The sequence below is a fragment of the Streptomyces lasiicapitis genome (assembly GCF_014646335.1).
Classification (GTDB): Bacteria; Actinomycetota; Actinomycetes; order Streptomycetales; family Streptomycetaceae; genus Streptomyces; species Streptomyces lasiicapitis.
Genome location: NZ_BMNG01000003.1, coordinates 429,446 through 453,902, shown reverse-complemented (window position 1 = coordinate 453,902; position 24,457 = coordinate 429,446). Strand labels below are relative to the sequence as shown.

Annotated in this window: 14 protein-coding genes; 10 read left to right on the top strand and 4 right to left on the bottom strand. The window is 74.9% G+C overall.

The window, feature by feature from the left end; translation table 11 throughout:
• Positions 1 to 120: 120 nt before the first annotated feature.
• The 10 genes from IEY91_RS07550 (at position 121) to IEY91_RS07505 (ending at position 18,724) form a co-directional block, all read left to right on the top strand.
• Positions 121 to 612, top strand: coding sequence for a hypothetical protein (locus IEY91_RS07550; RefSeq protein WP_189173321.1), 492 nt, complete (start codon positions 121 to 123; stop codon positions 610 to 612).
• A 41-nt stretch (positions 613 to 653) separates the two neighbouring features.
• Positions 654 to 2,906: a tetratricopeptide repeat protein gene (locus tag IEY91_RS07545; protein ID WP_189173320.1), complete on the top strand. Its 2,253-nt coding sequence runs from the start codon at positions 654 to 656 to the stop codon at positions 2,904 to 2,906.
• A 9-nt stretch (positions 2,907 to 2,915) separates the two neighbouring features.
• Complete coding sequence (locus IEY91_RS07540) at positions 2,916 to 9,284, top strand: CHAT domain-containing protein (RefSeq protein ID WP_189173319.1); 6,369 nt, start codon at positions 2,916 to 2,918, stop codon at positions 9,282 to 9,284.
• Entirely contained in the window at positions 9,281 to 9,655 is a 375-nt protein-coding gene (locus IEY91_RS07535) for a hypothetical protein (RefSeq protein ID WP_189173318.1), read from the top strand. Before IEY91_RS07540 ends, IEY91_RS07535 begins: the two co-directional genes overlap by 4 nt.
• An 11-nt stretch (positions 9,656 to 9,666) precedes the next feature.
• The gene (locus IEY91_RS07530; protein ID WP_189173317.1) at positions 9,667 to 10,185 is read left to right on the top strand and encodes a nucleotide exchange factor GrpE; all 519 of its coding nucleotides are present in this window, start codon (positions 9,667 to 9,669) and stop codon (positions 10,183 to 10,185) included.
• Entirely contained in the window at positions 10,182 to 12,323 is a 2,142-nt protein-coding gene (locus tag IEY91_RS07525; RefSeq protein WP_164319309.1) for an Hsp70 family protein, read from the top strand. The genes IEY91_RS07530 and IEY91_RS07525 overlap by 4 nt, the downstream gene beginning before the upstream one ends.
• Positions 12,320 to 14,368 carry an Hsp70 family protein gene (locus IEY91_RS07520; protein ID WP_189173316.1) on the top strand — a complete coding sequence of 683 codons (2,049 nt, stop codon included), beginning with the start codon at positions 12,320 to 12,322 and terminating at the stop codon, positions 14,366 to 14,368. The genes IEY91_RS07525 and IEY91_RS07520 overlap by 4 nt, the downstream gene beginning before the upstream one ends.
• A 127-nt stretch (positions 14,369 to 14,495) precedes the next feature.
• Entirely contained in the window at positions 14,496 to 15,977 is a 1,482-nt protein-coding gene (locus tag IEY91_RS07515) for a methyl-accepting chemotaxis protein (RefSeq protein ID WP_189173315.1), read from the top strand.
• A complete protein-coding gene (locus IEY91_RS07510) occupies positions 15,974 to 16,474 on the top strand; it encodes a hypothetical protein (protein ID WP_229696770.1) in 501 nt (166 codons plus the stop codon). The genes IEY91_RS07515 and IEY91_RS07510 overlap by 4 nt, the downstream gene beginning before the upstream one ends.
• 3 nt (positions 16,475 to 16,477) lie before the next feature.
• A complete protein-coding gene (locus IEY91_RS07505; protein WP_189173314.1) occupies positions 16,478 to 18,724 on the top strand; it encodes a hypothetical protein in 2,247 nt (748 codons plus the stop codon).
• Positions 18,725 to 18,743: 19 nt separating this feature from the next.
• On the opposite strand, the gene IEY91_RS07500 is transcribed toward IEY91_RS07505, so the two are convergent.
• The 4 genes from IEY91_RS07500 to IEY91_RS07485 all read right to left on the bottom strand — a co-directional run bounded on the left by IEY91_RS07500 (position 18,744) and on the right by IEY91_RS07485 (position 24,425).
• On the bottom strand, positions 18,744 to 20,096 hold the full coding sequence (locus tag IEY91_RS07500) for a protein kinase domain-containing protein (RefSeq protein ID WP_189173313.1): 1,353 nt from the start codon (positions 20,094 to 20,096) through the stop codon (positions 18,744 to 18,746).
• 19 nt (positions 20,097 to 20,115) lie between these two features.
• A complete protein-coding gene (locus IEY91_RS07495; RefSeq protein ID WP_189173312.1) occupies positions 20,116 to 21,036 on the bottom strand; it encodes a protein phosphatase 2C domain-containing protein in 921 nt (306 codons plus the stop codon).
• Positions 21,033 to 21,689, bottom strand: coding sequence for a vWA domain-containing protein (locus IEY91_RS07490; protein WP_229696799.1), 657 nt, complete (start codon positions 21,687 to 21,689; stop codon positions 21,033 to 21,035). The genes IEY91_RS07495 and IEY91_RS07490 overlap by 4 nt, the downstream gene beginning before the upstream one ends.
• A 126-nt stretch (positions 21,690 to 21,815) precedes the next feature.
• A complete protein-coding gene (locus tag IEY91_RS07485; RefSeq protein WP_189173311.1) occupies positions 21,816 to 24,425 on the bottom strand; it encodes a GTPase-associated protein 1-related protein in 2,610 nt (869 codons plus the stop codon).
• Between the last annotated feature and the right edge of the window lie 32 nt (positions 24,426 to 24,457).

Genomic DNA, 24,457 nt, shown 5'->3' with positions numbered 1-24,457 from the left:
GGCTCTAAGCTGCGGGTCCCGGGGTCGGGCCGTCGGGGACCGCCGCCCGCACGCGCTGCCGACCCCGGCTCACGCCTGTGACCGCACCCGCACCCGCCGCCGGAAGGAGAACCCGCCCCCATGCCCGACGCCCTGCCGCTGCGCGCGGAGTTGCTGCTCGACGAGGAGGCGCCCGACGCCCTCGGGCAGGACCTGGTCGCGGCGCTCGACGGACTCGGCGTCCGCACCGCCCGCGTGCGCCGTGCCGTCGGCCACCGCGGCGCCGCCGACCTCCCCTGGCTGATGCTGGCCTCGCTGCCGCTCCAGGCTTTCCTCAGCGGCTTGGGCGCGGAGGCCGTGCGGGACGCGTACGTGTCGTTCAAGGGTGTGGTGCGGCGTGGGACGGGCAGCGGGAGCGGGGTGCCCCGCCCCCTGGTGCTCCAGGACGACCGGAGCGGGCTCAGCGTGGTCCTTGAGCCGGAGTTGCCCGCCGAGGCGTACGAGCAGTTGCTGAGTCTGGACTTGACGGAGTTCCGGGTGGGGCCTCTGCATTACGATCGCCAACTGGGCCGCTGGCGCTCCGAGTTGGACGAGGCCGCGGCGACCGTCGACAGGCAAGAGGGCGCGGGCTGACGGCCGCCCGTCACCGGCTGCTGATCGGGGGCTTGTGAGACGTGGCGCCACGAGGGGAGTCGGCGGCCGCCGACGCGGAGACGGTGTGCGGCGAGGGTGAGTTGGCCCTGGGGCGGGGGGACGGGGGCGCGGCCGAGGCGAGCTTTCGGCGCGCTCTGTCTCTGGCTCCGGCTCCGGAGGTCGCGGCGCGGGCCCATGTGGGCCTGGGCCGCGTGCACCTGGCCTCCGGAGACGTCGACGACGCCCGCGCGGAGTTCCAGCACGCCCACGACGCGGTGCCCGACGGCTCCGCTCCCCTGTTCTGGCTCGGCTGCGCCATGGCCCACCAGGGCGAACTCGCCGCCGCCGACAGCTACTTCACCCGTTCCCTCGCCTGCCCGGCTCCGCACCTGCGGGCTCTTGTCCAACGTGGTTACGTACGCGCGAAGTTGGGGTGGTGGGGGCAGGCTCGGGCCGACCTGCGGGCGGCGGGGCAGGGTGGGGTGCTGGATGCGGAGGGGTGGTGGGTGGCGGCGGTTTTGGGGGTGGGACGCCCGGTTGGGGGTGCGGATGACGGTGCTACGCCCGGGAGTGGCGTACGTCTGGTGGGCGGGCTGCTGCGCAAGGCCGGGCTGGCCGCGCTCGGTGGCCGGGCCGACTGGGTGCGGGCCGCGGAGTTGTTCGGCGCCGCCTGGGAGCTCGACGGTGCGGCCGGGGGCTTCCCGGCCTTGGCGGACGGGGGCTTCCCTGCGTTGTACGGTGCCACGCTGGCCGTCGGCGGGCGGCGCGAACTCGCCGTCGAGTTGCTCGACACCGCTGCCCGGCACGACCCCGCCGACCATCGCGTCACCCACGCGCTCGCGATCGCCCTCCTCAACTCCCCGGCTCCTGAAGCGTCGTTACCTCAAACTCCCGCGCCCTGGGAGCGGGCCATCGCCGCCTGGGGTGCGCTGCTGCACGACGACTTCTTCTGGGGGCGGGTCCGGCACACGGCCGGGCGGCGGTACGGCGTGGAGGCGGGCGCCGACCTCGTACCCGAACTACGGACCGGACTGCGGGACGCCGTGACGCGGCGGCTGCCCGAGGAAGGCACCGGCGGCGGCCGTATCGCGCCCGATCTGCTGCTCCAGCGCGAAGCCGACGCCGCGCGGCTCCTCGCCGAGGCAGGCGGGTTCCCGGTCGACCGGGGCGAGCCCTCGCAACGTGAGGCTCCGGGACGCGGGCGCCTGCACGGCGGGCCGCTGCGGATCGCCGCGCTCGGCCGGGTCCGGGAATTCGGCACGTTCGCCGCGGCCACCGAGTCCGGACGGCACCCGCTCGTCCAGCCCTTCTCCGAACTCGGCTTCGCCCACTTGCAGTTGAACGCCGGACAGCCTGCCGACGCACTCGCCGCCCTCAATGAACTCCGTTGCCGCGACTGTCGCGCACGGGGTCGCGCATCGGGCGCGGGCGGGGTGGGCGACGGTGTGGGCTGCACGGGTGGGACCGGTGAGAGCGGCGGAGGGCCGGGCGAGGAGGGGAGGGGGTCGGGGTCGGGGTCGGGGTCGGGGTCGGGGTCGGGGTCGGGGTCGGGGTCGGCCACAGCATCCGCACCGCCACCAACACCCGAACCAGTCTGCGCCCCCAGCTGCCCCCGCTTCGACGAGCTCAACCCCGGCTATGCCGGTCTCCCCGACCGGCGTCGGCGGCTCGTTCGGGATGCTCGTGAGCTGGCTCTGCACGCCCGCGTCACCCTGGGTCGGGACGAACTCACCGCCCCCCGACCCGACTTCGACGCCGCAGCCGCCTGCTGGCGCCGTGCCCTCGTGCACAGCAGGCGCCTTGAGCGCTACCGGCACACCCAGGCCGACATCGTCGCCCTCTCCCTCGCCGCCGCCAAAGACGCGTACCGGGCCGGGCGTCTCAGCCTGGCCGTGGCCACCCTGGAGACGACCCGCACCGTCATCGGCGCCAACGAACGGCCCCGCCTCGACGGGCAGTTGGCCCGCGTCCTCGCCGACCGCGGCATCGGTGAGGCCAACCGCGAGGAGCCCGCCCTCGACGAGTCCGCGGCGGACCTGCGGCGCTCCGTCGCGCTCAGCCCGCGCCAGCGCCGCGCCCAGCTCAGCCTCGGTATCGTGCTGCGCGTCCTCGCCCTGCGACGCTGGGGCTCGGGCAGCCTGTCCGGCGCCCGCGCCACCCTGGAGGAGGCCACCGAGCGCCTGACCGCCGCGCTCACGCACTTCCCCGACGACCCCGAGATCACGGAGGAACGGAACCGGGCACAGTCCGAACTCGACTTTGTACGAGGGCAGTTCGACGAGAGCGGGAGGTGAGCGGCGGCCGTGCTGCAGTACGAGGAACTACGCATCCGGGTACGCCCCATCGACGCAGCCCACTGCCTCGTGGCGGTCAGCGGTCCCGTCTGCACCCTCGGGGTGATCGCCGTGAACGGCGAACCGGCCGCGTTCCGCGCACGCTGGGACCGGCTCGTCGCCGCCGACCTCGGCCACGCGCCGATGGGCGAACGGCACACCGCGGAGCAGTTGCGGGACCTCGGGCGGGATGTGTACGGGTTGCTTTTCGGGGGTGGGGACGGGGGCGGGAGTGGGGGTCAGGGCGGGCCCCTGGGCACGTCCGCCGCCTCGGACGCGGAGTGCGGCCTCCGCGGCGAGCGCGGTCTGCGCACGGAGTACGGTCCGGGCACGGAATGCGGCCTGGGCACGGCCGACGGCCTCGACGCAGCCGGCAGCCTCGGCACGGGCGGCGACCACCTGGACGCGGATGGCGCCGCGCGGCGAGCCGGCGGCACCGGGGCCTGCCTCGCCCACGCCCTCGACTTCGCCCAGCGACTACGCCCCCCGCGCGCCCTGCGGCTCCGCTTCGACCTGCCGCCCGGCCTGCGGGAACTACCGCTCGAATCGCTGTGCGCGCCCGCCGGGCTCCCGCAGCAGTCGCTCGCCCTCGGCCCCGCCTACTCCCTCGCCCGCTCGCTGCCCGGCGGGCCCCTCGGCCGCCGCCTGCCGGACCCGGCGGACCAGCCGAGCCTGATCCGCCTGCTCGTCGCCTGCGCCTCACCGTCCGGAGCGGGCCGCCCCCTCCGCGTGGACACCGAACTCGCCGCGCTGCGGCAGGAGTTGCCGGAAGTCGCCGTACGTACCACGGTCCTCGAACGGGCCACGCGCGAACGCCTCGAATCGGCGCTCGGCGCGCACGGCGACCTGCCGACGGCCGTGCTGCTCATCGCCCACGGGACGTACGACGAAGACCTCGGCAAGGGCGTCGTACGCCTGGAGACGGAGGACGGCGGCGTCGATCCCGTGCCCGCCGATCTGCTCAGCGGCATTCTCCTCAAGGCGCCGCGGCTGCGGCTCGTCGTGCTCAACCTGTGTTCCGGGGCGGACAGTTCGGGCCCGGACGGCGTGCACGCGGAGCCGTTCTCGGGGCTCGCGCAGGCGCTCATCGGCGGCGGTGTGCCGGCCGTGGTGGCGATGCGGGGGCGGGTCAGCGACGTATCGGCGGGCCGGTTCAGCCCCGAGCTCCTGAAGGGCCTCGCGGCGAACCGCACCATCGACGAGTCCATGGCCGCGGCGCGCCGCCGCATCTCCCATCTGCCGCAGCACACCGCCGTGGAGTGGGCGACGCCCGCGCTGTTCCTGCACGAGGGGTACCGGCACGGGTGGCTGTTCAAGGCGCGGGAGGTACGCGACGACGACGGCGCGGTGGCCGACCCGCTGCGCTCGGGCGCGGACGCGCTGCGCGCCTACCACAACCCCATCGGCCACGTCGGCACGGCCACGCTGATCGACGCGGCCCGCTTCGAACGCGACCGCGGGGGTTGGCGGCAGGTCCAGCAGATCCTCCGGACCCAGACGCAGACGCGTTCGTACGAGGACGAGCAGCGCCAACTCCGCGACGAGGCGGCCTTCGAACTGGCCTGGCCGAAGCTGGAGCGCTTGTGCGCGGTGCTGGCGGCGGGGCGGGGTGGGGGTGGCGCGGGGGCGCCGGAGGCGCCGGGGGCAGGGGTGGTCGGCGCGGCGGGGGCCGCTGGGGTGGTGCCGGGGGGTGCGGCAGCCAACACAGCGGGGGCCGCCGCGCCGCCGAGGGCGATGGTGGCGGCTGACACGGCGGTGGCCGCCGGGGTGGCGCCGACGGAGACGGTCGCTGACACGGTGGCGGCTGCGGCGGCGCCGGGCGCAACGTTCGCCGACACGACAGCGGCTGCGGCTGCGGCTGCGGCGAGGACGGCGGAGACCGACGCCACGGCCTCGGGGTCGGGGTCGGGGTCGGGGTCGGGGTCGGCAGCAGCCCACAACGCGGCGTCGGCAGCCTCAGCAGCGCACGCGGCCCGCCCATCGGCGCCGAGCTCAGCGCCGGCCCACCCGGTCACGACCGACGCGGCGCTGCCGTGGTCGGCGACAGCCGACGGCGGGGCGTCGATGTCGGCGACAGCCCATGCCGAGGTCGGGGTGCCGAGGTCCACCGCGGCGCATGCCGGGGTATCGAGGTGGTCGACGGCAGCCGATGCCGAGGTGCCGAGTTCAACGGCAGCCCAGGCCGGGGCGCCGGCGGCCGCCCACGCCGAGGTACCGGGGACAGCCCACACCGGGGCGCCGAGGGCCACGGCAGCCGATCCCGTGGTGTCGGGCACCGCGGCCACCGCCGCGGCCACCGCGCTCGAAGCGGTGCGCCAGGCCCTGCCCGCGCACCGGCTGCCCGCCGCACTCGTCGACCGCGTCGACCGGCTGCGGCGCGCCGCCGAGCTGGCCGAACAGGCACGCGCCGCGGAGGCCGCCGCCGACTGGCCCGCCGCGATCGCCCTGTACGAACAGCTGGTCGTCGCGGCCCCCGACTCCCCCGCCGCCCGCACCCGCCTGACCGCGGCCCGCGCCGAACTCCGCCTCGCCACCACCCTCGCCACGGCCACCCACGCCCACCACCAGAACGACTGGCCCACCGCCGCCCACGCCTACGCCGAGGCCCTGACGCTGCGCCCCGGCGACCCGGCCCTGACCGCGCGGGCGGCGTACGTCAGCGGCCGGTCCGCCGAGAGCGCCAACGACTGGCAGGCGGCGGTGGCGGCGTTCGGGCACTGCGCGGACGCGACGCCCGCGCAGTCGACGTACGCAGACATCTCGGACGCGGCCCTGCGATGCGCCTACGCGCGCGGCCGCGTGGCGTCGGACGAGGGCGACTGGGCCACGGCGGTCAGCGCGTTCGGGGTGTGCCGCGAGGCAGTAGCCGGTGGAGGCGCGGACGGGTCCGGCGGGGCGGGGGAAGTCCCGGCGGGTGCTGGTCGTGCGGGCTCAGGCAGCACCGCACGTCACGACGTCACCCTGCGCTGGGCCTACGCGCAGGCGCGGCTCTGTCAGGAGCGGTCGGACTGGGGCGGCGCGGTGGCCCACCTCGCCGCGCTCCCGGCGAAGTTCGCCGACGTGCCCGTCCAACTCCTCTATGCGCAGGGCATGTTCGCCGACGCGCGGGGCGACTGGGAAGGTGTCATCGACGGCTTCGGCGGGCTTCCGGACGAGTACGCCGGTGGCGAGGTGAAGGTGCGGCGCCTCTACGCCCGCGCCCGCTCCGCCGCCGACCGCCGCGGCGACTGGACCGCCGTCTCCGCCCTCCTCGCCGACCTCCCCGACACTGCCCGCGACGGCACCGTCGCCCCGCTGCGCCGCAAGGCGGAGGGCCGCCGCGCCGAGGCCGGGGGCGACTGGGCGACCGCCTGCGCCGTCTACGCCCGCGCGTTCACCGGCGGCACCGTCCTGCCCCCGTCCACCGCGTCCATCGCGTCCACCGCGTCCACAACCACCGGCACGCGCCAAGCGCCCGCCGGGGCATCCGCACCCGACGGCTCGACGCCCGCCGACTCGCCTCACACCCCCGCCACCCACCTCACGCCCACCACCCCCGAACCCCTCCACCTCCACCTCTACGCCCTCGCCCGCACGCACGAACTCGCCTCCCGGTGGGACGACGCCCTGCGGTTGTTCCTCGTGCTGCCGGACGGCTGGGCCGACGTCGCCGTGCGGCGGCGGTACGCGCGGGCCCGCGTCGCGGAGCAGGGCGCCGAGGGGGCGCGGGACTGGCGGGACGTGGCCGACGCGTACGACGCACTCGCGGGCAAGGACGTCCCCCCGGGGAAGGGCTCTGCCTCAGGGAAGGACGCGTCCCCGAAGGAGATCGATCCCCCCGGGAGGGGCACACCCCCGCAGAGCGACGCGCCCCCGGGGAACGGGGACCCGGGCAGGGAAAGCGACTGCGCCCTGCGGGCGCGATACGCCCGCATCCGGGCCGCCGAAGCCGACGCCGAATGGACCGTCGTCGCCGGCGCCGCCGAAGCCCTGGGAACGTACCGCGACGCCCCCGCCCTCGCGGCCTACGCCCGAGGCCGCCTCGCGGACGCCCACCAGGAGTGGCCGCGGGCCGCCGAGGCGTTCCGGAAGTGTCCCGGTCACCGCGACTCCGCGGCCCATCTCGCGTACGCCGAGGGCCGGTTGCTGGAGGCGGAGGGGCGGTGGGCCGAGGCGGTCGGGGCGTACGAGCGGGCCGCGGGGCGGCTCGACCGGGCCGATGTGCGGCGGCGCCGGCTGCGACGCCTCATCGATCTGCTGCCCTGGGCCGACGGGCCCACCCACGCGCCCCTGGCCGCCGACCCGTTCGCGCTGCGCGACGAGACGTACCCCTATCGGGCGCTGCGCACGGCGGGCGTGCATCCGGGGGTGTCCATGGCCGCCGTGAGCGACGCCTCGTACACGCTCCTGGAGCGCGGCCGCATGTCGTGGTCCGAGCGCGTCGCCTGGGACCGGCTGCGGCTGCCGGGCAGGCGGCTGCAGGTGGACGCGCTGCTGTACCGGTGGCGTGATCCGGACGGGCTGCGGGCCGAGTTGGCGGGGCTGTCGCCGGACGACGAGCACGCCGGTCCCGCCTTCGTGGACGTGCTGTGCGAGCGGTTCCCGGACGACGCGCCGCTGCTGCTCCTGCTCGCGCGGGGCCGGGACGCGGCCACCGCCGAGTGGGCGCGGCGCCTTGCCGCCGCGCCGGGCGACATGGCCGTCGCGCACGGCCTCGCCGTCGCCCGGCTGTGGCAGGCGCAGGAGCTGGAGCAGAGCGGCGCCTGGGAACACGCCGTGCGCGCCTGGCAGTCGGCGCTCGCGCACTGGGCGACGCTGCTGAGCGACGACGTGTACTGGGACGGCTGGCGCGCCGAGCGGGCCGCCTGCTACGAACGGGAGCTGACCCACGAGGACATGACGCGGCTGCGGTGGGAGCTGAGCCGTCATCTGTTCGCGCTGCTGTCCACTTACGAGCAGCGGCATACGGAGCAGGGGCGACCTCAACAGGCCGCCATGTACGAGGTGTTGGGGGAGCTGCTTGAGGGAGAGCTCGCGGGGGCGCGGGTTCTCAACGACGTCGGCGGGCTTCCTGGTGTGCCCGGCGCCCGCACCGCCCTCGCCTGCGGGCCCCGCTACGTACGCCTCCTCGACCTCCAACTCCCCCTCGCCGAACTGGCCGCGGACCTCGACGCGGCGGCCAAGGACGGCAAGGACCCGGGCGAGTACGCGGTGCGCGAGCTGCGCTGGGCGTTCTCCGAGCTGTCGCGCAGCCTCGTGCTGTGCGCGGTGCACAAGTTCGAGCCCGCCCTGCGCGCCCTGCCCGCGTTCCCGACGCTGACCACGCTGCCCGCGGACTGCGCGGGCCCGGCCGCCGCCCCCGACCCGCGCCGGCACCTCGACTCCTGCGCGCACTGCCAGGACTTCCTGCGCCGCAATCCGGCGTACGTCCATCTGCCGCACCGGCACGCGCGGCTGCTCCAGGACGGTGTCGAACTCGCCGTCCGGGTACGCCTGGAGCTGTCCCGCACGGCGCTCGCCGACGGCGCGGGCGGGCTCGGCCGGGCCCTTGAGCAGTGGGAGCGGACGGTGACGGTCGCGCGCCGGGCGGGGATGACGGCCCGCGCGAAGAAGGCGCTCGTACGGACCGTGCTCGGCCGTGTGGAGGCCCTCATCGACGAGGAGCGGGCGCGCCGCGGCGACGTCCTGGACGAGGCGATCGCGCTGGTCGAGGCGGTGCCGCCGGTGCTTCACCCGCTGGAGCGCGAGGTCCGCGACCAGTTGGAGGGACGCCTCTCGTCGCTGTACTCGATGCGCGGCGTGTGGCGCGGCTACACCCGCACCAAGCACGGCATGCGCTCCGACGTCTACGGCGCGGAGGCCGACCTGCGCCGGGCCCTCGCGCTCAACCCCGCCTCCAACCACGCCCGCGACAACCTCGCCCGCGCGCTCGTCTTCACCCTGGACGCCCGCAGCGACGAACTCCCCGCCCGCCTCGGCCTGTTGCACGACGCCCTCGGCCTCCTCGACGTGGGCCTCGGCCAGGCCCTCACGCACAACTACCGCGAGACCCTCGGCGAGTGCCTGGAGGAGCTGGACCGGCTGCTCGCCACCGACCTGGGCGTCGTGGGCGTGGGCGCGCTGATGCGCAGCGACGGCGCGGAGGAGCCGCCCGACGAGAACGACCTGGCGTCCTGGGCCGCCGAGCTGACCGACCGCGCGGAGACCGAACTGGCGGGCGGCGACGTCCGCAAGGCCCTGCATCACCTGATCCGTGCCACCCGCGCCGACGTCATGGACGGCCGGGTGCGCAGCGCGCTGCTCGACGCGGTGAGCCGCTGGCTCACGGCTCTCACCACCGAAGGAGGCTCGCCGCCGTGATCAAGGACCCCGAGAGCGCCCCGGGCCCCTACGACGCCCTCGCCGAGGCCGGCGTGACCCCGTGGACCTCGCACGCGGACCTGCGGGACGTGCCGTTCGAGCTGCTCGCCCGGCACCTGATGACCCCGGCGACGCAGGCCGCGTGGGACGAGCTGCGCACGGTCCGTGGGCGGCTGCTCGTCGACTTGTTCCTGTACGACGTCGACCTCGACGCCGAACTCCCGGGCGCCGTCGAGGAGATCGACCGCGAACTCGACGCGCTCGGCGCCCACGAAGGGTCCGACGGCGCCGGGGAACCGCTCTCCGGGGAGCCGCTCTCCGCCGAGGCCGCCGCCCGGCTCATCGCCGACCTCGTCCGCTTCGACGTCTGACAGGGAGAGCCATGAACCCGATGGACCCGGATCCCGCCGCCCCGACCGCTGCCGCCGCCCTCGCCGCGTACGAGGGCTCGAAGGCGCTCGCCGCCCGCGACGCCGCGCACCGCGCGCACACCGAGCGGCTGCTCCTGGTGTGCGCGGACACGCTCGACGCCTGCGGACGGCTACTCGCCGAAGGGCCGGGCTCGGACCCGGCGGCGTACCACCACAGCATCGAACTCGTCGCGCGGCAGCTGGAGTCGGCCGTCGCCGGCGAGGGCCTGGAGGTGCTCGGGCGCGTCGGGGAGCGCGCGGACCCGGCCACGCACCACGTCGTGCGGGTGCGCGCCGCACCGCGCGGGGCGGGCGACGACGAGGTCCTTGAGGTGGTGCGGCGCGGGTATCGATACCGGGGGCACGTGCTGCGCGCCGCCCGGGTCGTGGTCGCCGCGGCCACGGGCCCGGCCGAAGGACCTTCGGCGGACGGGGCGACAGAGACCGGCGGGACGAGTACGCGAACCCAGGAAGGGACCACGCACGGATGAAGGCCATCGGGATCGACCTCGGCACCACGAACAGCGCCGTCGCCGCCCACGATCCGCACCGCGACGACATCGCGGTCCTCACCAACAGCAAGGGCGACCGGCTGACGCCGTCCGTCGTCGGCCTGGTGCGGCGCGACGGCAAGGAGCAGACGATCGTCGGCGACGACGCCCTCAACTGGGCGGTGCGCCAGCCCCGGGACACCATCGTGTCCGTGAAGCGGCTCATGGGCCGCGACTTCGCGGACACGTCCGTGGCCGAGGCCCGCGACCGGCTCAGCTACGAGATCGTGCCGGGCCCCGACGACGACCCGCGCGCGCACGTGACGCTCGGCGGCCGCACACGCACACCCGCGGAGATCTCCAGCGTCATCCTCGACAAGCTGGTGCGGGACGCCGCGCGCACCCTCGGCGAGCAGGTGACGCACGCGGTGATCACCGTGCCCGCGTACTTCCGCGACGCGCAGCGGGCGGCGACCCGGGAGGCCGCGGAGCGCGCCGGCCTGACCGTGAAGAAGATCATCGACGAGCCGACGGCAGCCGCGGTGGCCTTCGGCCTTCACAAGCCGGACGGCGCGCGCAGCCGCGTCCTGGTGTTCGACCTGGGCGGCGGCACCTTCGACATCTCCGTGCTGAACACGGTCAAGGACCGCGAGGGGAACAGCCAGTTCCAGGTGCTTCGGTCCGCGGGCGACATCTGGCTGGGCGGCGACGACTTCGACCTGGCGATCGTGGACCGGATCATCGCGTGGATGCGCGCGGAGCGAGGCGTCGACCCGTCCGGCGACAAGGAGTTCCTGTTCCAGGCGAAGAAGGCGGCCGAGGCGGCCAAGCGGGAGCTCAACGAGCTGCCGGAGACGTACATCGTGATCCCGGCCGCCTACCGCGGGCCCGAGGGCATCGTGGACGTCGAGATGGCGCTCACCCGCGACGAGTTCCAGCAGATGATCGCGCCCCTGGTGGCCCGCACCATGGACCTGGTCAAGGAGACCCTGTCCGGCTTCGAGCTGACGCCCGCCGACATCTCCGACGTGCTGCTCGTCGGCGGCGGCACGCTGACCCGGCCCGTGTACGAGGCGGTGGAGGCGTTCTTCGGCACCGACAAGGTGCGGCGCAACATCAACCCGATGGAGTGCGTGGCGTACGGCGCGGGCGTGCTCGCGGAGACCCTCGACGGCGTGGAGTGCCCGACTCCTGGGTGTTTCAAGGCCAATGAGTACTCCGCCCAGTTGTGCGCGGACTGCGGGGAGAGCCTGATCAACGGGCGCCCTGTGGGGTCGACGGGCCTGTTCGAGTCGACACCGATGGCCATGGGCATCGCCGCGGTCAAGGGCGCGCAGCGCGACGTGTTCGTGCAGATCATCCCGGCGGGCTCGCCCTATCCTCTGCCCGAGCCGCGCCAGCGCACCTTCCACGCGACGGACAGCCGGCTGATCCGGGTGCCGGTGTACGAGGGCGACAGTCATGTGGCGAGCGAGAACCACGAGCAGGGCGTCGTGGAGTTCGAGCTGCCGCAGGAGATCGAGATCAACTGCCATGTGGACGTGTCGTTCAACTACTCGGCCGACCGCATCATCACCGTACGGATCAGCGTGCGCGGCACCGACATGGTCCTGGAGGCGACACCGAAACGGGAGAAGCCCCGCACCCCGCCGCCCGAGACGGAGCAGGAGGTGGACAGCGCGGTGCTGCGCGAGGAGCTGGGGCTCGCCGTGCGGGAGGCCCAGCGGTTCCTGAAGCAGTACGGCGCGTACATCGAGCAGACGCAGGAGATGAAGGCGCGCCGCGACATCGGGCAGGCCGAGCGGGCCGTGGAGATGGGCGACAGCCGCGAGTACAAGCGCCTCACCGAGCTGCTGCTCGACGACATGTACCACCAGTGCGGGCTCGCCAGCCAGTTCCGGCAGGCCGAACTCGCCTCGGACGGGGCGCCATTGGAGACCGTCAAGGCCATCAGTGAGGCCGTCGAGCAGGTCAAGGCGGCCCACCGGCAGGGCAACCGCATCCAGACCGCCGAGCAGTCCAAGAACCTGCGCAGCATGATCGCCGTCGCCTATTCGGAGCGCGCGGTGGCGACGCTGCCCAGCAAGAAGGACTACGGAGGCATCCTCCAGGTGCCCGACGACACGGCCGGCGGATGACGGCAGCCAGGGCCGCGGCGGACCGCGTCAGCCTCGGCGTGGACTTCGGCGCCACGGGGGTGCGGGCGCTCTACGCCGGGCCGGGAGAGCGGGTGCACCGGCTCGACGTGCCCGCGCGCGGCTGGCCGTGGCTGGTGTGCGCGCCCGCCGGGGCGGGGGTCCTTCCGGTGGCGTTCCCGAGCCTGAAGTCCCTGCTGTCCGGGGGGCGTTCGGTGCCGTGGCGCGAGGGCACGGCCGACGCGGACACGGTGGTGACGCGGATGCTGCGGGCGCTGCGGGAGCGCGTCGAGGAGCAGGCGTCGGCGTTCGTCGCGCAGACCGTCATCAGCGTGCCCGCGTCCTTCCTCTCCTCGCAGCGACAGGCCCTGCGGGACGCCGCCCGGGAGGCCGGGCTCGCGCCCGTGCGGCTCATCAGCGACTCGATGGCCGCGGTCATGGGGCACACCACGGACCGCGACAGCGGCACGTTCCTCGTGTACGGGATGGGGTACGACGGCTTCGAACTCGGCCTGGTACGCGGCGTACGCGGGCACTGCCGGGCGCTGCGCTACGACGGCGCGACCACCTCGGGGGGCCGCGCCTTCGACGAGGCGGTGCTCGCGTCGGCGGTGCGGCTGCTGCGGGCGCACCGCGGGCCGGCGTCCGTGACGGGCGCCCCCGCGGAGGTGTGGCTCGGGCATCGCGAGCGGGCGCAGGCGGCGCGCCAGGCCTTGAGCGGCCCGGAGGACGCCGACGCCTCCGCGGCCACGGACTTCGCGGCGCTCACCCTCGACCTGGGGACCGGGCCCGCGCTGCGCATGGGTGTCACGCGGCCCAACATGGACGCGTTCCTCGAACCCCACGTCCGCCGCACCGTGCGGCGCGCGCAGACGCTGCTCGACGAGGCCGGGGTGGCCGGCGCGGACGTGGACACCCTGCTCCTCGTCGGCGGCGGCACGCGGATGGAACAGGTGCGGGCGGGCGTGGCGGGGCTCGGCCGGCGTACGGCGTACGGGGTGCCGGAGCTGCTCGCGCTCGGCGCCCTCAAGCACGCGGTACGCCTCGGGGGCGGCAGCGCGTCCTCCTCCGGATCCTCCGGCGCGGCCGCCCTGGAAGAGGGCCTCCTGGAGCCGGCCGACCCCCACCGCGACACCCTCGCCGACGCGCCCGCCCTCACGGCGACCCTGTTCCCGCCCGACGACCCGCCGGACCCGCGCCGCCGCGACGTCGCCCAGGCAAGGCACCTCGCCGAGCAGGGGCGCAGACAGGAAGCGGTGGCGCTGCTGCGGGACATCGTGGCGGAGGCGCGGGAGTTGTTGGTGGGCCTTGGGGCGGAGGTGGACGCTTCCAGGGACGCGGAGGCGTCCGCAGGAGCGAGGGGCGCTTCCGCGGCGGAGGCGTATCCGGGGACGACGTCCGGCGGCACCGGGACGTACGCGGGGCGGGAGGCAGCCGATCCCGCCGGGGTGCCGGAGCAGAGGGCGGAGCCCGAGCAGAAGCCGAATCCCGAGCCGGAGCGGAAGCCGGATACACGATCACAGTCGGAGCAGAAGCCGGAGCCGGAGCAGAAGCCGGACTCGGAGCCGGAGAGCGCGCCCACCGAGGCTCCCCCGGCGCCCATGAGCCGCCGTGCCGTACGCCAACTCTCCCGTGCCCGCGACCTGTTGGGCCTCGGCCAGTACGAGCACGCCGTCCAGACCTCCCACGCGGCCTGGCAGGAGGCCACCCCGCACGCGTCCCGCGCCGACCTGCTCGACGCGATGATCGACGTGCACTGCGCGGCCGCGATGGCCGACATGGCGCCCGAACGCTTCGCGGACGCCGAGCGGTGGCTGCGGTGCGCGTACGGCCACGATCCGACGAACGAGCGGGTGCGGGGCCTGCTCGCGCGCCGCACCTTCCGGCACGCCGAGGAACTGCACCGGATCGGTGCGCGGGATGAGGCGATTGAGGCCCTTGGCAAGTGCCTCACGTGGGACCCTGAACACCCCGGAGCCGAGGCGCTTTCGCGCCGGCTCGGCCGCGACGTCAGGAACCGGCGCGGCAGGGGGGACGTCCTCGACTGACGAGGCCCGCCAGTTCGCGTGCGAGACGGGCGAGACGGGCAAGACCCGTCAGTTCGAGACCGGCGTGACGGACGTGACGGACGAGACCGGCTGAACAGGCGTGACCGGCGAGACAGGGAGTACGCGTTTGACGCCCGCGGAACTGCTGGACAAGCAGGATCTCATCAAGCAGCTTCAGGACCTCGCGGGACGCCCGGCGCTCGCGCCTCGCGCTGCCGAACTCGGCGTGCTGGCCGACGACTTGACGCACAGCAGGCGACTCGACCGGTGGGCCGAGCTGGACCTGGTGCACGCCTACGTACGCCCGGAGAGCGTGACCATGGCCGACACCCGGCCGTCGGCGCGCCGCGACGGCCTCCTTGAGGCCGCGCTCGGCGTCCTCGTCTTCATCCCGCTGCTCATCACGTGGTTCGGGCTGCGGGACGCCGTGCGCGCGTACGGCGAACTCGCCAAGGACGACCGCGAGGAGGCCACGCGCCCCTTCCTCCAGTTGTGGCAGTCCGGCTTCGGCGGCCATCTGTCGCCGCTCGGGCGGTTCGAGAACGTGGCGCTGACCGCGGTGGTCCTCATCGCCCTCCTTGTGCTGCTCTCCGTCGTCCACGCGCGCGTGCGCTGGCGCGCCGACAAGGAGGAGGCGGAGCAGGAGACGGAGCGGGAGCGGCTGCTCGCCCGGCTCGCCTCCGTGCTCACCCGGCTCCAGTTGCTGCTCGCCCCGCACCGCAGCGCGTCCCCCAAGCAGTTCGCTGCCGAACTGACCAAGGCCGCCACGAAGATGAACTCCCTCGCCACGGAGGCGGAGAAGAACCACAAGGCGCTGAGCAGCACGGCCGGGGCGGTCACGAGCGCGACGACGTCGCTGCGCGACGCCGCGTCCCGGCTCACCACGGAGCTGCCGAAGCTCAGCGGGGCGGGGGACCGCATAGAGGCCGCGGTGCGCGAGAGCCAGGCGGCGACGGCCCGCGCGAGCACCTCGTACGCCGCCACGACCCAGGTCGTCGCCGACGCGCTCCAGGAACTCGTCGCCAAGTCGGAGTCGGTCGTCCGCGCCACCGAACAGGCCTCCAAGGCCCTGGTCACCAGCACCGGCCGCACCACTGACGCGGTCGACGGCATGCGCGAGGCCACCGAACGCTGGGACGCCGCCGCGGCCCACTGGCAGGACGCGGCGGCCCGCGTGGAGTCGGGCGTACGGACGCTGGCGGGGACGCCCGGACACAACGGCACGGCGCGTCCGGCGCCGGATCCTCACGGTCCGACGGCCCCTGCGTACGCCTCGGCGGAACCTGCGTACGGCTCGCCGGAACCCGCGTACGGCTCGTCGGCGTCCACGTCGGCCCACGATCCTTCGACGTCGGCGTACGCGTCGACGTCCGCGTACGGCTCCCAGGAACCCACGGAGCCGTACGGAACTCCCGCGCCGGGCCCCGGCAGCACCAACGGCACGCCCTTACCCGGACCCAGGGCCGAAAGCCCCCGCCCCGCGGCCGCCGACGAACCCAGGGACGCCGTCCCGGACGGCGGTTCCGACGTCGGCTCGCACCGCACCCGTGCCCTGCGCCCGCCGCCCCGGCGCCCCGCCGCTCCCCCGCAGGACGGCGGTGACGTGTGAGCCGACCACGGCGGCGCGGGCGTGGCGGGGGCCGGGTCGCGGGCGTCGTGCTCGCGGGGTGGCTCTTCGCCGACCTGCTGCTCGTACTCGCGCTGGTGTCGATGGCCGACCGGCCCGACCCGCTGGCAGCGCGCGACCCGAAGCCGTCCAACAGCGCGGACGCGTCCTCGAAGCCGAAGAAGCCGAAGCCCACGGGCCCGCGCTCGGTGGAGCGCAAGCCGGAGGAGTTCGAGGTGAAGGGCACGGACAAGGGCGCGCTCGCCGACCAGATCGGCCGGTCCACCCAGAAGTGGCGGGGCCGCACGGCCGCGCTCGTGCTGACCTTCGGCGGCGGCCGGGACGGCACGGTGTACGCGCACCGCGTCAACTCGCTGCTCGGCAAGGGCCGTCCGGAGATGTTCACCAAGAAGACGGCCACGGACGACTTCCACGACCTGAGCACCGACGTGTCGACGGCGCTGGTCCGCGTGTACTTCTTCACGGAGCCGGGAGGCTGACGGGTGGCGACGACCTGGCGGCCCGGCGTCCGCGCGACCGACAGCGGCACCCCGCCCCCGCTGCCCGTCCTGCCACAGTTCCCCGGCATGCGCGGCTACACACAACTGCGCACCGCCATCCGCGACTTGGGCTTCCGGCACGCCGCCGAGCTGCTGCGTGAACCGGGGCGGCAGCGCGCGGCGAGCGGTGTCTTCGGCACCCTGCCGAAAGCGGAGACGGACGACGGCTTCCGGGTCCTCGACGGGCTGTGGTTCCCGGGGCGCGGCGGCTTCTGGCAGCGCGTGGACGTGCCCTTCGTACGGCGCGCACGGGACGCCTGGCAGACCTCCGCCGACCCGCGGGCGCTCACCGCGGCGGCCGTCACGGACACCCTGGAGACGCTGGCGCGCGACGACCCGATGGGCCTGCGCCGGGTGGTCCTGTGGGAGCTGTGCTGCCTGCTGAAGGACGGGGCCACCAAGGGAAGTGGCCCCAACGGAGGCCGCACCGAGCAAGGCAGCAGCAGGAAGGGCGGCGCCAAGCAAGGCGCGGCGACCACCGCCGACGACGTCGCCGCCCTCGGCGTCCACCGCAGCGAGGCCCGCCTCCTGGCCGCCGCCGTCGACGCCGTGTTCCCCGCCGACGGCGAACCGCGCCGCGCGGCCGAGGAGTTCAACGACGTCTGGCCGAGCCTCCGGCTGCGCCGGGCCGAACACGTCGCGGACCTGCTGCCCGCCGCGCCGGACGACCACGTCCTGGCCGCCCGGCTCGGCGGTCTGCGGGCCCGCTCCGCGAAGGTGCGCTTCCTCGCGTACGCGGCCCGCAGGTCGCAGGAGTGCGGCGACCCGCGGGCGGCGTCCGCCGCGTGGCTGCGCGCGCTGCGGCAGGCCACGGACGCGCCGGAGCTGAGGGCGGGCCTGCTGCGGGCGGCCACCGCGCTGGCCGACGCGCCGTCCACCCCGGCGGAGGCCGCCGTCACGGTGACGAAGGACGACCGCCGCGTCGGCCTGACCTGGCGGACGGCCCACGCGCCCCGCACCCACCCCGCCCCCGTGACGTACACCGTCCTGCTCTTCCCCGACGGCGCCCCCGAGCGAGCCACCAAGGTCGCGGAGGTCACTCAAGTCGATCCGCAGGCCCAGGCCTTGACCGTCCATCACCCGGACGCCCCGGTGGGCCGCGCCCTGCGCTACGCCGTCCTGCCGCTGCGCGGCGACCGCGTCGCCGGGGTGCCGCGCGTCACCGCGCCCGTGGTCATCGCTCCGGACGTCAAGGACCTGACGGCCGCGCCCGTGCCGGGCGGGATCCGGCTGCGCTGGCGGCCGCACCGGGCGGCCGTCGAGGTCGAGGTGCGGCGCCACGGCCTGGCGGACGCGGGCCCGCCCCACGCGCCGACGGTCGTGCCATGCGCGGGCGACGGGGCCGTGGACTCCGCGGCGGCCGTGGGGACGTACACGTACGAAGTGAGATGCGGCTATCCGGCGCCGGGCGGCCGTCGTGCCTGGTCGGACGGGGTCCGGGTGACCGCCCGTGTCGAGGAGTGGCCGACGCCGGTCGAGAAGCTGACCGCCGAGCGGGTCGGCGAGGCCGGGGACCGCGTGCTGCTGCGGTGGAAGCCCGCGCGGCGCGGCCGGAGCACGCTGCTGCCGTGGCCGGAGGGGCCGGTCGCGGCGGGCACGGACGTGTCGGAGCGCTTCGCCCGCGTCGCCACCGGCCTCACGGCGGGCGGGGACGCGCCGGACCTGCGGCCCGAGGCGCCGCACCCGCGCTGGTGGGACGCGCCGGCCCAGCAACTCGAAGCGCCGCCCGTGCCACCGGCGGGGCGGCTGCGGATGACCGCGGTGAGCGTGCTCGGCGACCGCGCGGTGGCGGGCGCGAGCGTCGTGGTCGAACACCCGGATGCGGTAAGGGATCTGACGGTACGTCGTGTATCGGCGGACCGCGCCCGGGTGCGGTTCTCCTGGCCCGAACCGGCCGTCCTCGTCCTCGTCTCCTGGCACGACGCCACACGGGGCGTCGCCCACCGCGTGGCCCGCAGCAGGCATCGCGCGGAGGGCGGGGCCGTCGAGCTGGTGGTGCCGGAGACGGCGTGCACCGTCTCGGTCACCCCGCTGCCCCGCCCGGACGCGGTGGCCGTACCGACGCCGCCCGCGCACGCGGAGCTGCCCGCGCTGCCACCGCCGCCGCCACCGCCACCGCCCGTGGCCCCGCCGCCCCCGTCGTGGTGGGACCGCTGGCGCCGCTGGCTGCCCCGCCGGCCGCGGGCCTGAGCGTTCCGGCCCGGCCCCGCTACTCCTTGACCTCCGCCTCCACCCCGCCCCCGAACTCCAGGAGCAGCCCGGACTGCAGCGCGATGGTGCGGCCCGGCTCGATCTCGCGAACCGAGCCGTCCTCCTTGCGGACCGTCCACACGGTCTGCGTGCGGTTGGTCAGGCCGTAGCGGCCGCGCTGCTTGGGGTGTTCGGTGACCTCGCCGACGACGGCCCGGAAGTCGTGCCGGTCGGGGTCGCCGTCCAGGTGGTGGGCGTAGACGCGGGCGCTCGGGTCGAGGCGGATGCCGCGGCGGGTGCGCAGCGTGGTGCCGGTGGCGGTGACCAGTTCCAGGCGCGGCGGGAGCTGGAGGGGCTGCCGGCACTTCCAGCAGTCCGGCGCGGCGCCGTCGGGCTGCGTCAGGTTCTGCTTGCCGCACTGGCGGCACTGGGTGATGGCGTCGAGCACCTGGCTGAGCGCGTCCCGCCACTGCGTCTCGCGCACCCGCTTCGCGGGGACCTTCAGGCCGTCGGTGAACGTCTGCGCGAACAGGTCCCGCAGGATCTGCGGCAGCGCCGCCCACGTGGCGATGACGGTCGGCTGCTCGCCGACGACGGGGCGGTTGCGGGTGTCCACGGGGTCGTACACGAACACGGGGTCGGTGCCGTACAGCTTGCGCTTCGCGGCCTCGCCCATGCAGTGGATCCGCATGGCGAGCGCCCCGTTGAAGGGGTGTTCGTTCATCAGGATCAGGAAGAGCAGTACGGCGAGGGAGTGCAGGTCGGTCTGGGTGCCGGGCTGTGCGCCGCGGTCGCCGCGCACCAGCTCGGGTGCCATGAAGTCCATGGTCCCCGCGACGCCCGCGGTGCCGCCCTCCACGACCGCGTTGTCGTTGTCGCAGACCAGGACGTCGCCGGTGCGCGGGTCGAAGAAGATGTTGCCCCAGTTGATGTCGCGGTAGGCGATGCCCTTGGAGTGCAGCGCGCGGTAGGCCTCGACGGTGTGCAGACAGACCGTGACCAGCGTGCGCATGGTCGCTTCCTTCACACAGTCGTCGCGCTTGAAGAGCGCGGGCAGTTCCTGGAAGCGCGCGGGGCGTACGTCCATCAGGTAGCCGAATCCTGGCTCCTTGCCGTCCGGATCCATGACGATGGACTCCGGCCACAGGAAGCGGTCGTCGTCCCAGCCCTTCTCGATGAGCCCTTCCAGGATGTGCCGCTGGCGGGCGTCGGCGAGCTGCGGGTAGTACCACTTCACGGCGCGGTCGCCGCGGGGCGTGGCGACGCGGTACACCTCGCCCTGGCCGCCGGAGCCGAAGAGCTCGCCGACCGTGACCCGCTCCCCCGCCTCGGTCACCAGCTGCTTCCCGCTGGCGAGCATGCCGTTGCTCATAGGGTCCCCGTTCCTTCCCTCATGCCGGTGTCGTTCCTTCCTGCGCTGTCTGCTCGGGCGCGCCGTCATGCTCCGCCGCGAAGGCCGCCACGAGTGTGGTGTCGTCCCCCGAGTACCTCGCCGCCCGCTCCAGCCAGTCCTCCAACTGCTTCTGTACGGCGGCCACGCCCTGCTGGGCGGCCCGTTCGCGCACGCCGGTGGCGAAGTCCAGGAAGCCCTGGTGGTCGGCGAAGCTCTTGGAGAGGCCGTCGGTGGACAGCAGCACGGCCGGCGGCGGTCCGCCGGTGATGGGCTGCCAGTGGGTGCGGGTCTTGCGCCAGGGCTCCGGCTCGCACAGCGAGTCGGTCTCGTCGCCCATGTCCGGACCTGTGGACAGCGGTGTGTGCGGTACGCCGCCGTCGTCGATGACGACTATGTCGCCGTCGCCCAACTGCCAGCACAGCAGCATCTGCCGGGTCAGTACGGCGCCGATCAGCGTGCTGCCGTACGCGGTGAAGTCCCAGGTGCCCGCGGCCCCCTGCCGCTCGAAGCGTTCGCGGGCCGCGGCGCGGCGGGCCGGAGAGGCGCCGTGCGCGGGCGCGTTGGCGTCGTGCAGCAGGGCGCGCCGCTGCCAGCGGTGCCCGACGGCCTGCGGCAGGCGCCGGGCCTCGGCGCGCAGGCCTGGCCAGAGCGCCGCGTCCGCGCCGACCCGCACCGCCTCGTGCGCGAACGCCTCCGCGCAGGCGGTGAACTCCTCGACGGCCCAGCGGGCGCCCATGTCGCTGCGGAAGTGCGGGGCGGAGCCGTGGCCGTCGGCGACCGCGAGCACGACGGCGCGGCCGCCCGCGGTGGCCTTGGCGGAGCAGCGGTCCTGGCTGTACTTCTTGGCCACGCCCTTGACGGCGCCGCGCAGCAGTTCCCAGTCGCCCGCCGGGGCGGGCGTCTCGCGGACCGCGGTCACCAGATCTCGTCTTCTCCGTCCTTGGTCAGCGGCGGGCCCACCGGTGTCGCGGGCCTGGCGTCCTCGATCTTCGGGGTGGACGCGTCCTTCACGACGGCCGTGGACATCCAGCGGATGGCGGCGGCGAGCTGCCGCGGGTTCTTGGCCTGGAGCGGCTCCAGTTCGGGGTTTCCCAGGAACTCCTTGAGCATGCTCTTGTCCGCGTCGTCCCCGATGGCGACGGCGACGCGCACGGCGCGCTTGCCCCACGGCGTGCTGTCGATGGCGCGCAGTCCGGCCCGCCAGTCGTCGGTGGGCTGCCCGTCGGAGGCGAGCGCGAGCACCGGGGGCAGCGCGCGCTGGGGCATCGGCGGGGTGTCGAGGGCCCCGGCCACGAGCTTGAAGGCGGCGCCCATGTCCGTGCCGCCGTACGTGTGCACGTCCTCCCAGGAGAAGCTGTCCACGGGGGTCGGCTCGCCGACGTGCCAGCTCGCGCCGCTCGCGAACGAGATGGCCCGCACGAGCAGCGAGGCCGCGGGGTTGGCGTCGGCGGCCTGCTGCATCTCCGGGATGGCCTCGCGGATGGCGAAGTTGAGCTGTCCGATCTTGCCGTTCACGCTCATGGAACCCGAGCAGTCGAGCATCCAGATGAAGTGCACGGGGCGGCTCGCCATGGCGCCGCCGGGGAAGTTGTCGGCGGCCTCGCTGCTGCCGCTGACGCTGTTGGTTCGGCTCACGCTGGTCCTCTCCAGGTGGATCAAGTCGGGTCTGTGTGGGGGGGTGTTGGGTGCCGGGGGGTCCTACCCTTCGCGGAGGCTGTCGCGCCAGGCGTTCCACTCCCGCAGGCGGTTCTCGCCCTCCGGGAGGTTGGCGATGACCGTGGCCACGTCGCTCAGGGCACGCTCGTCCAGGCCCCGCACGACGGGCACGAGGATCTCGCGGAGGAGTTCCTCGGACACCTTCCGCCAGTACGGGTCGACGCCCTCCTGCCGCGCGGGCCGCCACAGGAAGTAGTACGCGCAGATCTCGGCGGGCTGCCGCGGCAGCGCGTGGTCGAGCTCGTCCCGCTTGCCCTCGTCGAGCATGAACTGCCGGTAGGGCTTGAGGAGTTCGGGTCCCGAGGAGATCAGGTACCGGTACAGGGGCGAGCGGGCCAGTTGGTCCGCGGGCGCGCGGACGAGCGCGAGCGCGACGTACCGGCCCACTCCGTGGCGCACGCTGTCGGCCAACTGCTCCGCGTCGACCTGGAGCGCCCTCAGCTGATGGACGCCCTGCGGCAGTGACACCCTGTGGTCGGCCAGGTCCTGGGCGAGGATGAGCAGACTCGCGGTGGCGCGTTCGCTGCGCTTCAGGTGGGGGTCGTGGAGCAGCTCGCGGGCGAAGGAGACCGTCTCCTGGTCGACCCGTTCGGGCGCGGTCACGACGGCCTTGACGTGCCGGCCGAGCCGCGCCTGGACGAGCAGCCGGACGGTGCAGGCGCGGACGACCCTGGGCAGTTCGGCGGGGGCGGGCGCGCCACTGCGCCAGACGAGGCGCCACACCAGCTCCAGCGTCTGCGCGTCGGTCACCTGCCGCTCCGGAAGGAGCTCCGTGAGCCTGCTGAACAGCTCGAAGCCGCGCAGTCCGTCGCCCCGGCCGTGCCAGCGTGCGGCGGCCTCGGCGAGGCGCAGCGGCAGCGGGGAGTTCTCGTCGAGGTGGCGGCGCAGCCAGTCGCCGTGCTCGGACGCGGCGAGGTCCCGCAGCAGGTCGAGGCGGCGGACGCCGCTTTCGTCACCGAGCAGTTTCAGGACGCGCCGGGTCAGCGGGGCGAGCCCGACTTCTTCCAGGACGTGTACGGCCGCCGCGCGGGCGCGGTCGTCGGTGTCCCGCAGGTCGCGGGCGAGCCGGGACATCGCCGCGGTGAGCCCGCGCCCGCCGTCGGCCCCGACCGCGAACGCGATCCTGAGCGGCTCCACCCAGGCCGCCGGGGGTTCGAGCAGGGCGCGCCGCAGCGCCTTGTCGGCGTCACCGCCGTACTCCGCGCGCAGCGCCCGCTTGGTGTCGTCACTGAGGGGCAACTCCGCGCAGACGGCGGCCAGTTCGCCGGAGAGTTCGGGCGGGGCCACGCTGTTCAGCCGCCGCCGGGCCAGGGCGAGCGCGAGGGGCGCGGCGGCGGCCGGGGCGTGCGCGTGCAGATCCTCGCAGAGGGCGACGAGACCGGGGAGTGGGCCGTCGTCGCTCACGGGTGCCGTCACGACCAGCGTGACCAGGGCGTCGACGGCTGCCCGTGCCTGGTCGGCGGGGAGCGCGGCGAGCTCCTCGGCGGAGAGGAGGCCTGCTTGGAGGAGCGGGGGGACGAGGCGGCTGGGTGAGAACGGGTCGGGTTCGGGGTCGCTTTCGGCACTGTTCGCTTCGGCGCTTGCTTTGGGGTCGCGTTCGGCACCGCTGTCTTCGGCGCTTGCTTCGGGGCCGCGTAGGGCAACGCTCGCATCGGCACTCGCTTCGGCACCGCTGGTTCCTGCCCCTGGCAGCGCCACCCCCGCCGTCCACAGCCGGGCCGTCCACGTCGCCCACACGTCGGTGAGGGGCGGGCTGCCGGGGCCGCCGAGGCCGTCGTGGACGCGGTAGTGGTGTGCCAGCGCGGTGGCGTCGTAGCGGTCGAAGGCGGCGTCGGGCCCGATGCCGACGATGTGCTGCGGGGCGCGGCCGGGGTCGGCGGCGCGGGTGGCGAACGTCAGCGAGGGGACGTACGAGGGCGGCAGCGAGGCGCAGGCCAGCGCGATCCAGCGGGCGACGGTGTCCGGACTCTCCTCGGCCACGACGAGCTGGCGTCCCGCGGGGTCGTCGAAGAGGCGGCGTACGTCGGCGAGGAAGGGGGCGACGCGGTGCTCGTGGGCGCGGGCGAAGGCGACGAGTTGCTCGCGGGCGAAGGGACCGCCGGCGCCGGGGATTTCGTCCCCCGAGTCGCGGAAGTCCCCGGCGTCCCCGGAGTCACCGGAGTCACCGGAGTCACCGACGCTCCCGGAACCCCCGGAGCCCCCGGAGCCACGCACCGCGCCCGTCGCGAGCAGCGTGACCGGCCACTCCTCCACGAACCGGGCCGCCTCGGGCCCGGTGAGATGGATGGCCCGGACGCCGCGCCCCGCGTCGACGGTGTGGCACAGCAGGCTGGCGCCGTCCGGCAGCCTGCTGAAGCTGAACCGCGCCTCGGGCCCGAGCCCGCCACCGTCAGGCCCGCACCCGGCCCCGACGGCCAGCTCCACCCACTCGGCGACCTCCGCCGCGCGGACGGGCTCGGCAGGCTCATCGGGCGCGGCGGGCGACGGGGCGTCGGGCGCCGAATGCGGGACGGACTCGGGCACGGCGACCAGGCGGACGGTTCCGGTGACCGGCTCCTCGTCGAGCCGGTACTTGAGGTGGCGGATGGCCATGCCACATTGTGACCATCCGTGGGCGCTGCTCG

Bases quoted from the DNA above. Each gene is read 5' to 3' on its own strand.
- IEY91_RS07550 (WP_189173321.1), top strand. From the start codon at position 121: ATGCCCGACGCCCTGCCGCTGCGCGCGGAGTTGCTGCTCGACGAGGAG.
- IEY91_RS07530 (WP_189173317.1), top strand. From the start codon at position 9,667: ATGAACCCGATGGACCCGGATCCCGCCGCCCCGACCGCTGCCGCCGCC.
- IEY91_RS07525 (WP_164319309.1), top strand. From the start codon at position 10,182: ATGAAGGCCATCGGGATCGACCTCGGCACCACGAACAGCGCCGTCGCC.
- IEY91_RS07520 (WP_189173316.1), top strand. From the start codon at position 12,320: ATGACGGCAGCCAGGGCCGCGGCGGACCGCGTCAGCCTCGGCGTGGAC.
- IEY91_RS07500 (WP_189173313.1), bottom strand. From the start codon at position 20,096: ATGAGCAACGGCATGCTCGCCAGCGGGAAGCAGCTGGTGACCGAGGCG.
- IEY91_RS07490 (WP_229696799.1), bottom strand. From the start codon at position 21,689: ATGGCGAGCCGCCCCGTGCACTTCATCTGGATGCTCGACTGCTCGGGT.
- IEY91_RS07485 (WP_189173311.1), bottom strand. From the start codon at position 24,425: ATGGCCATCCGCCACCTCAAGTACCGGCTCGACGAGGAGCCGGTCACC.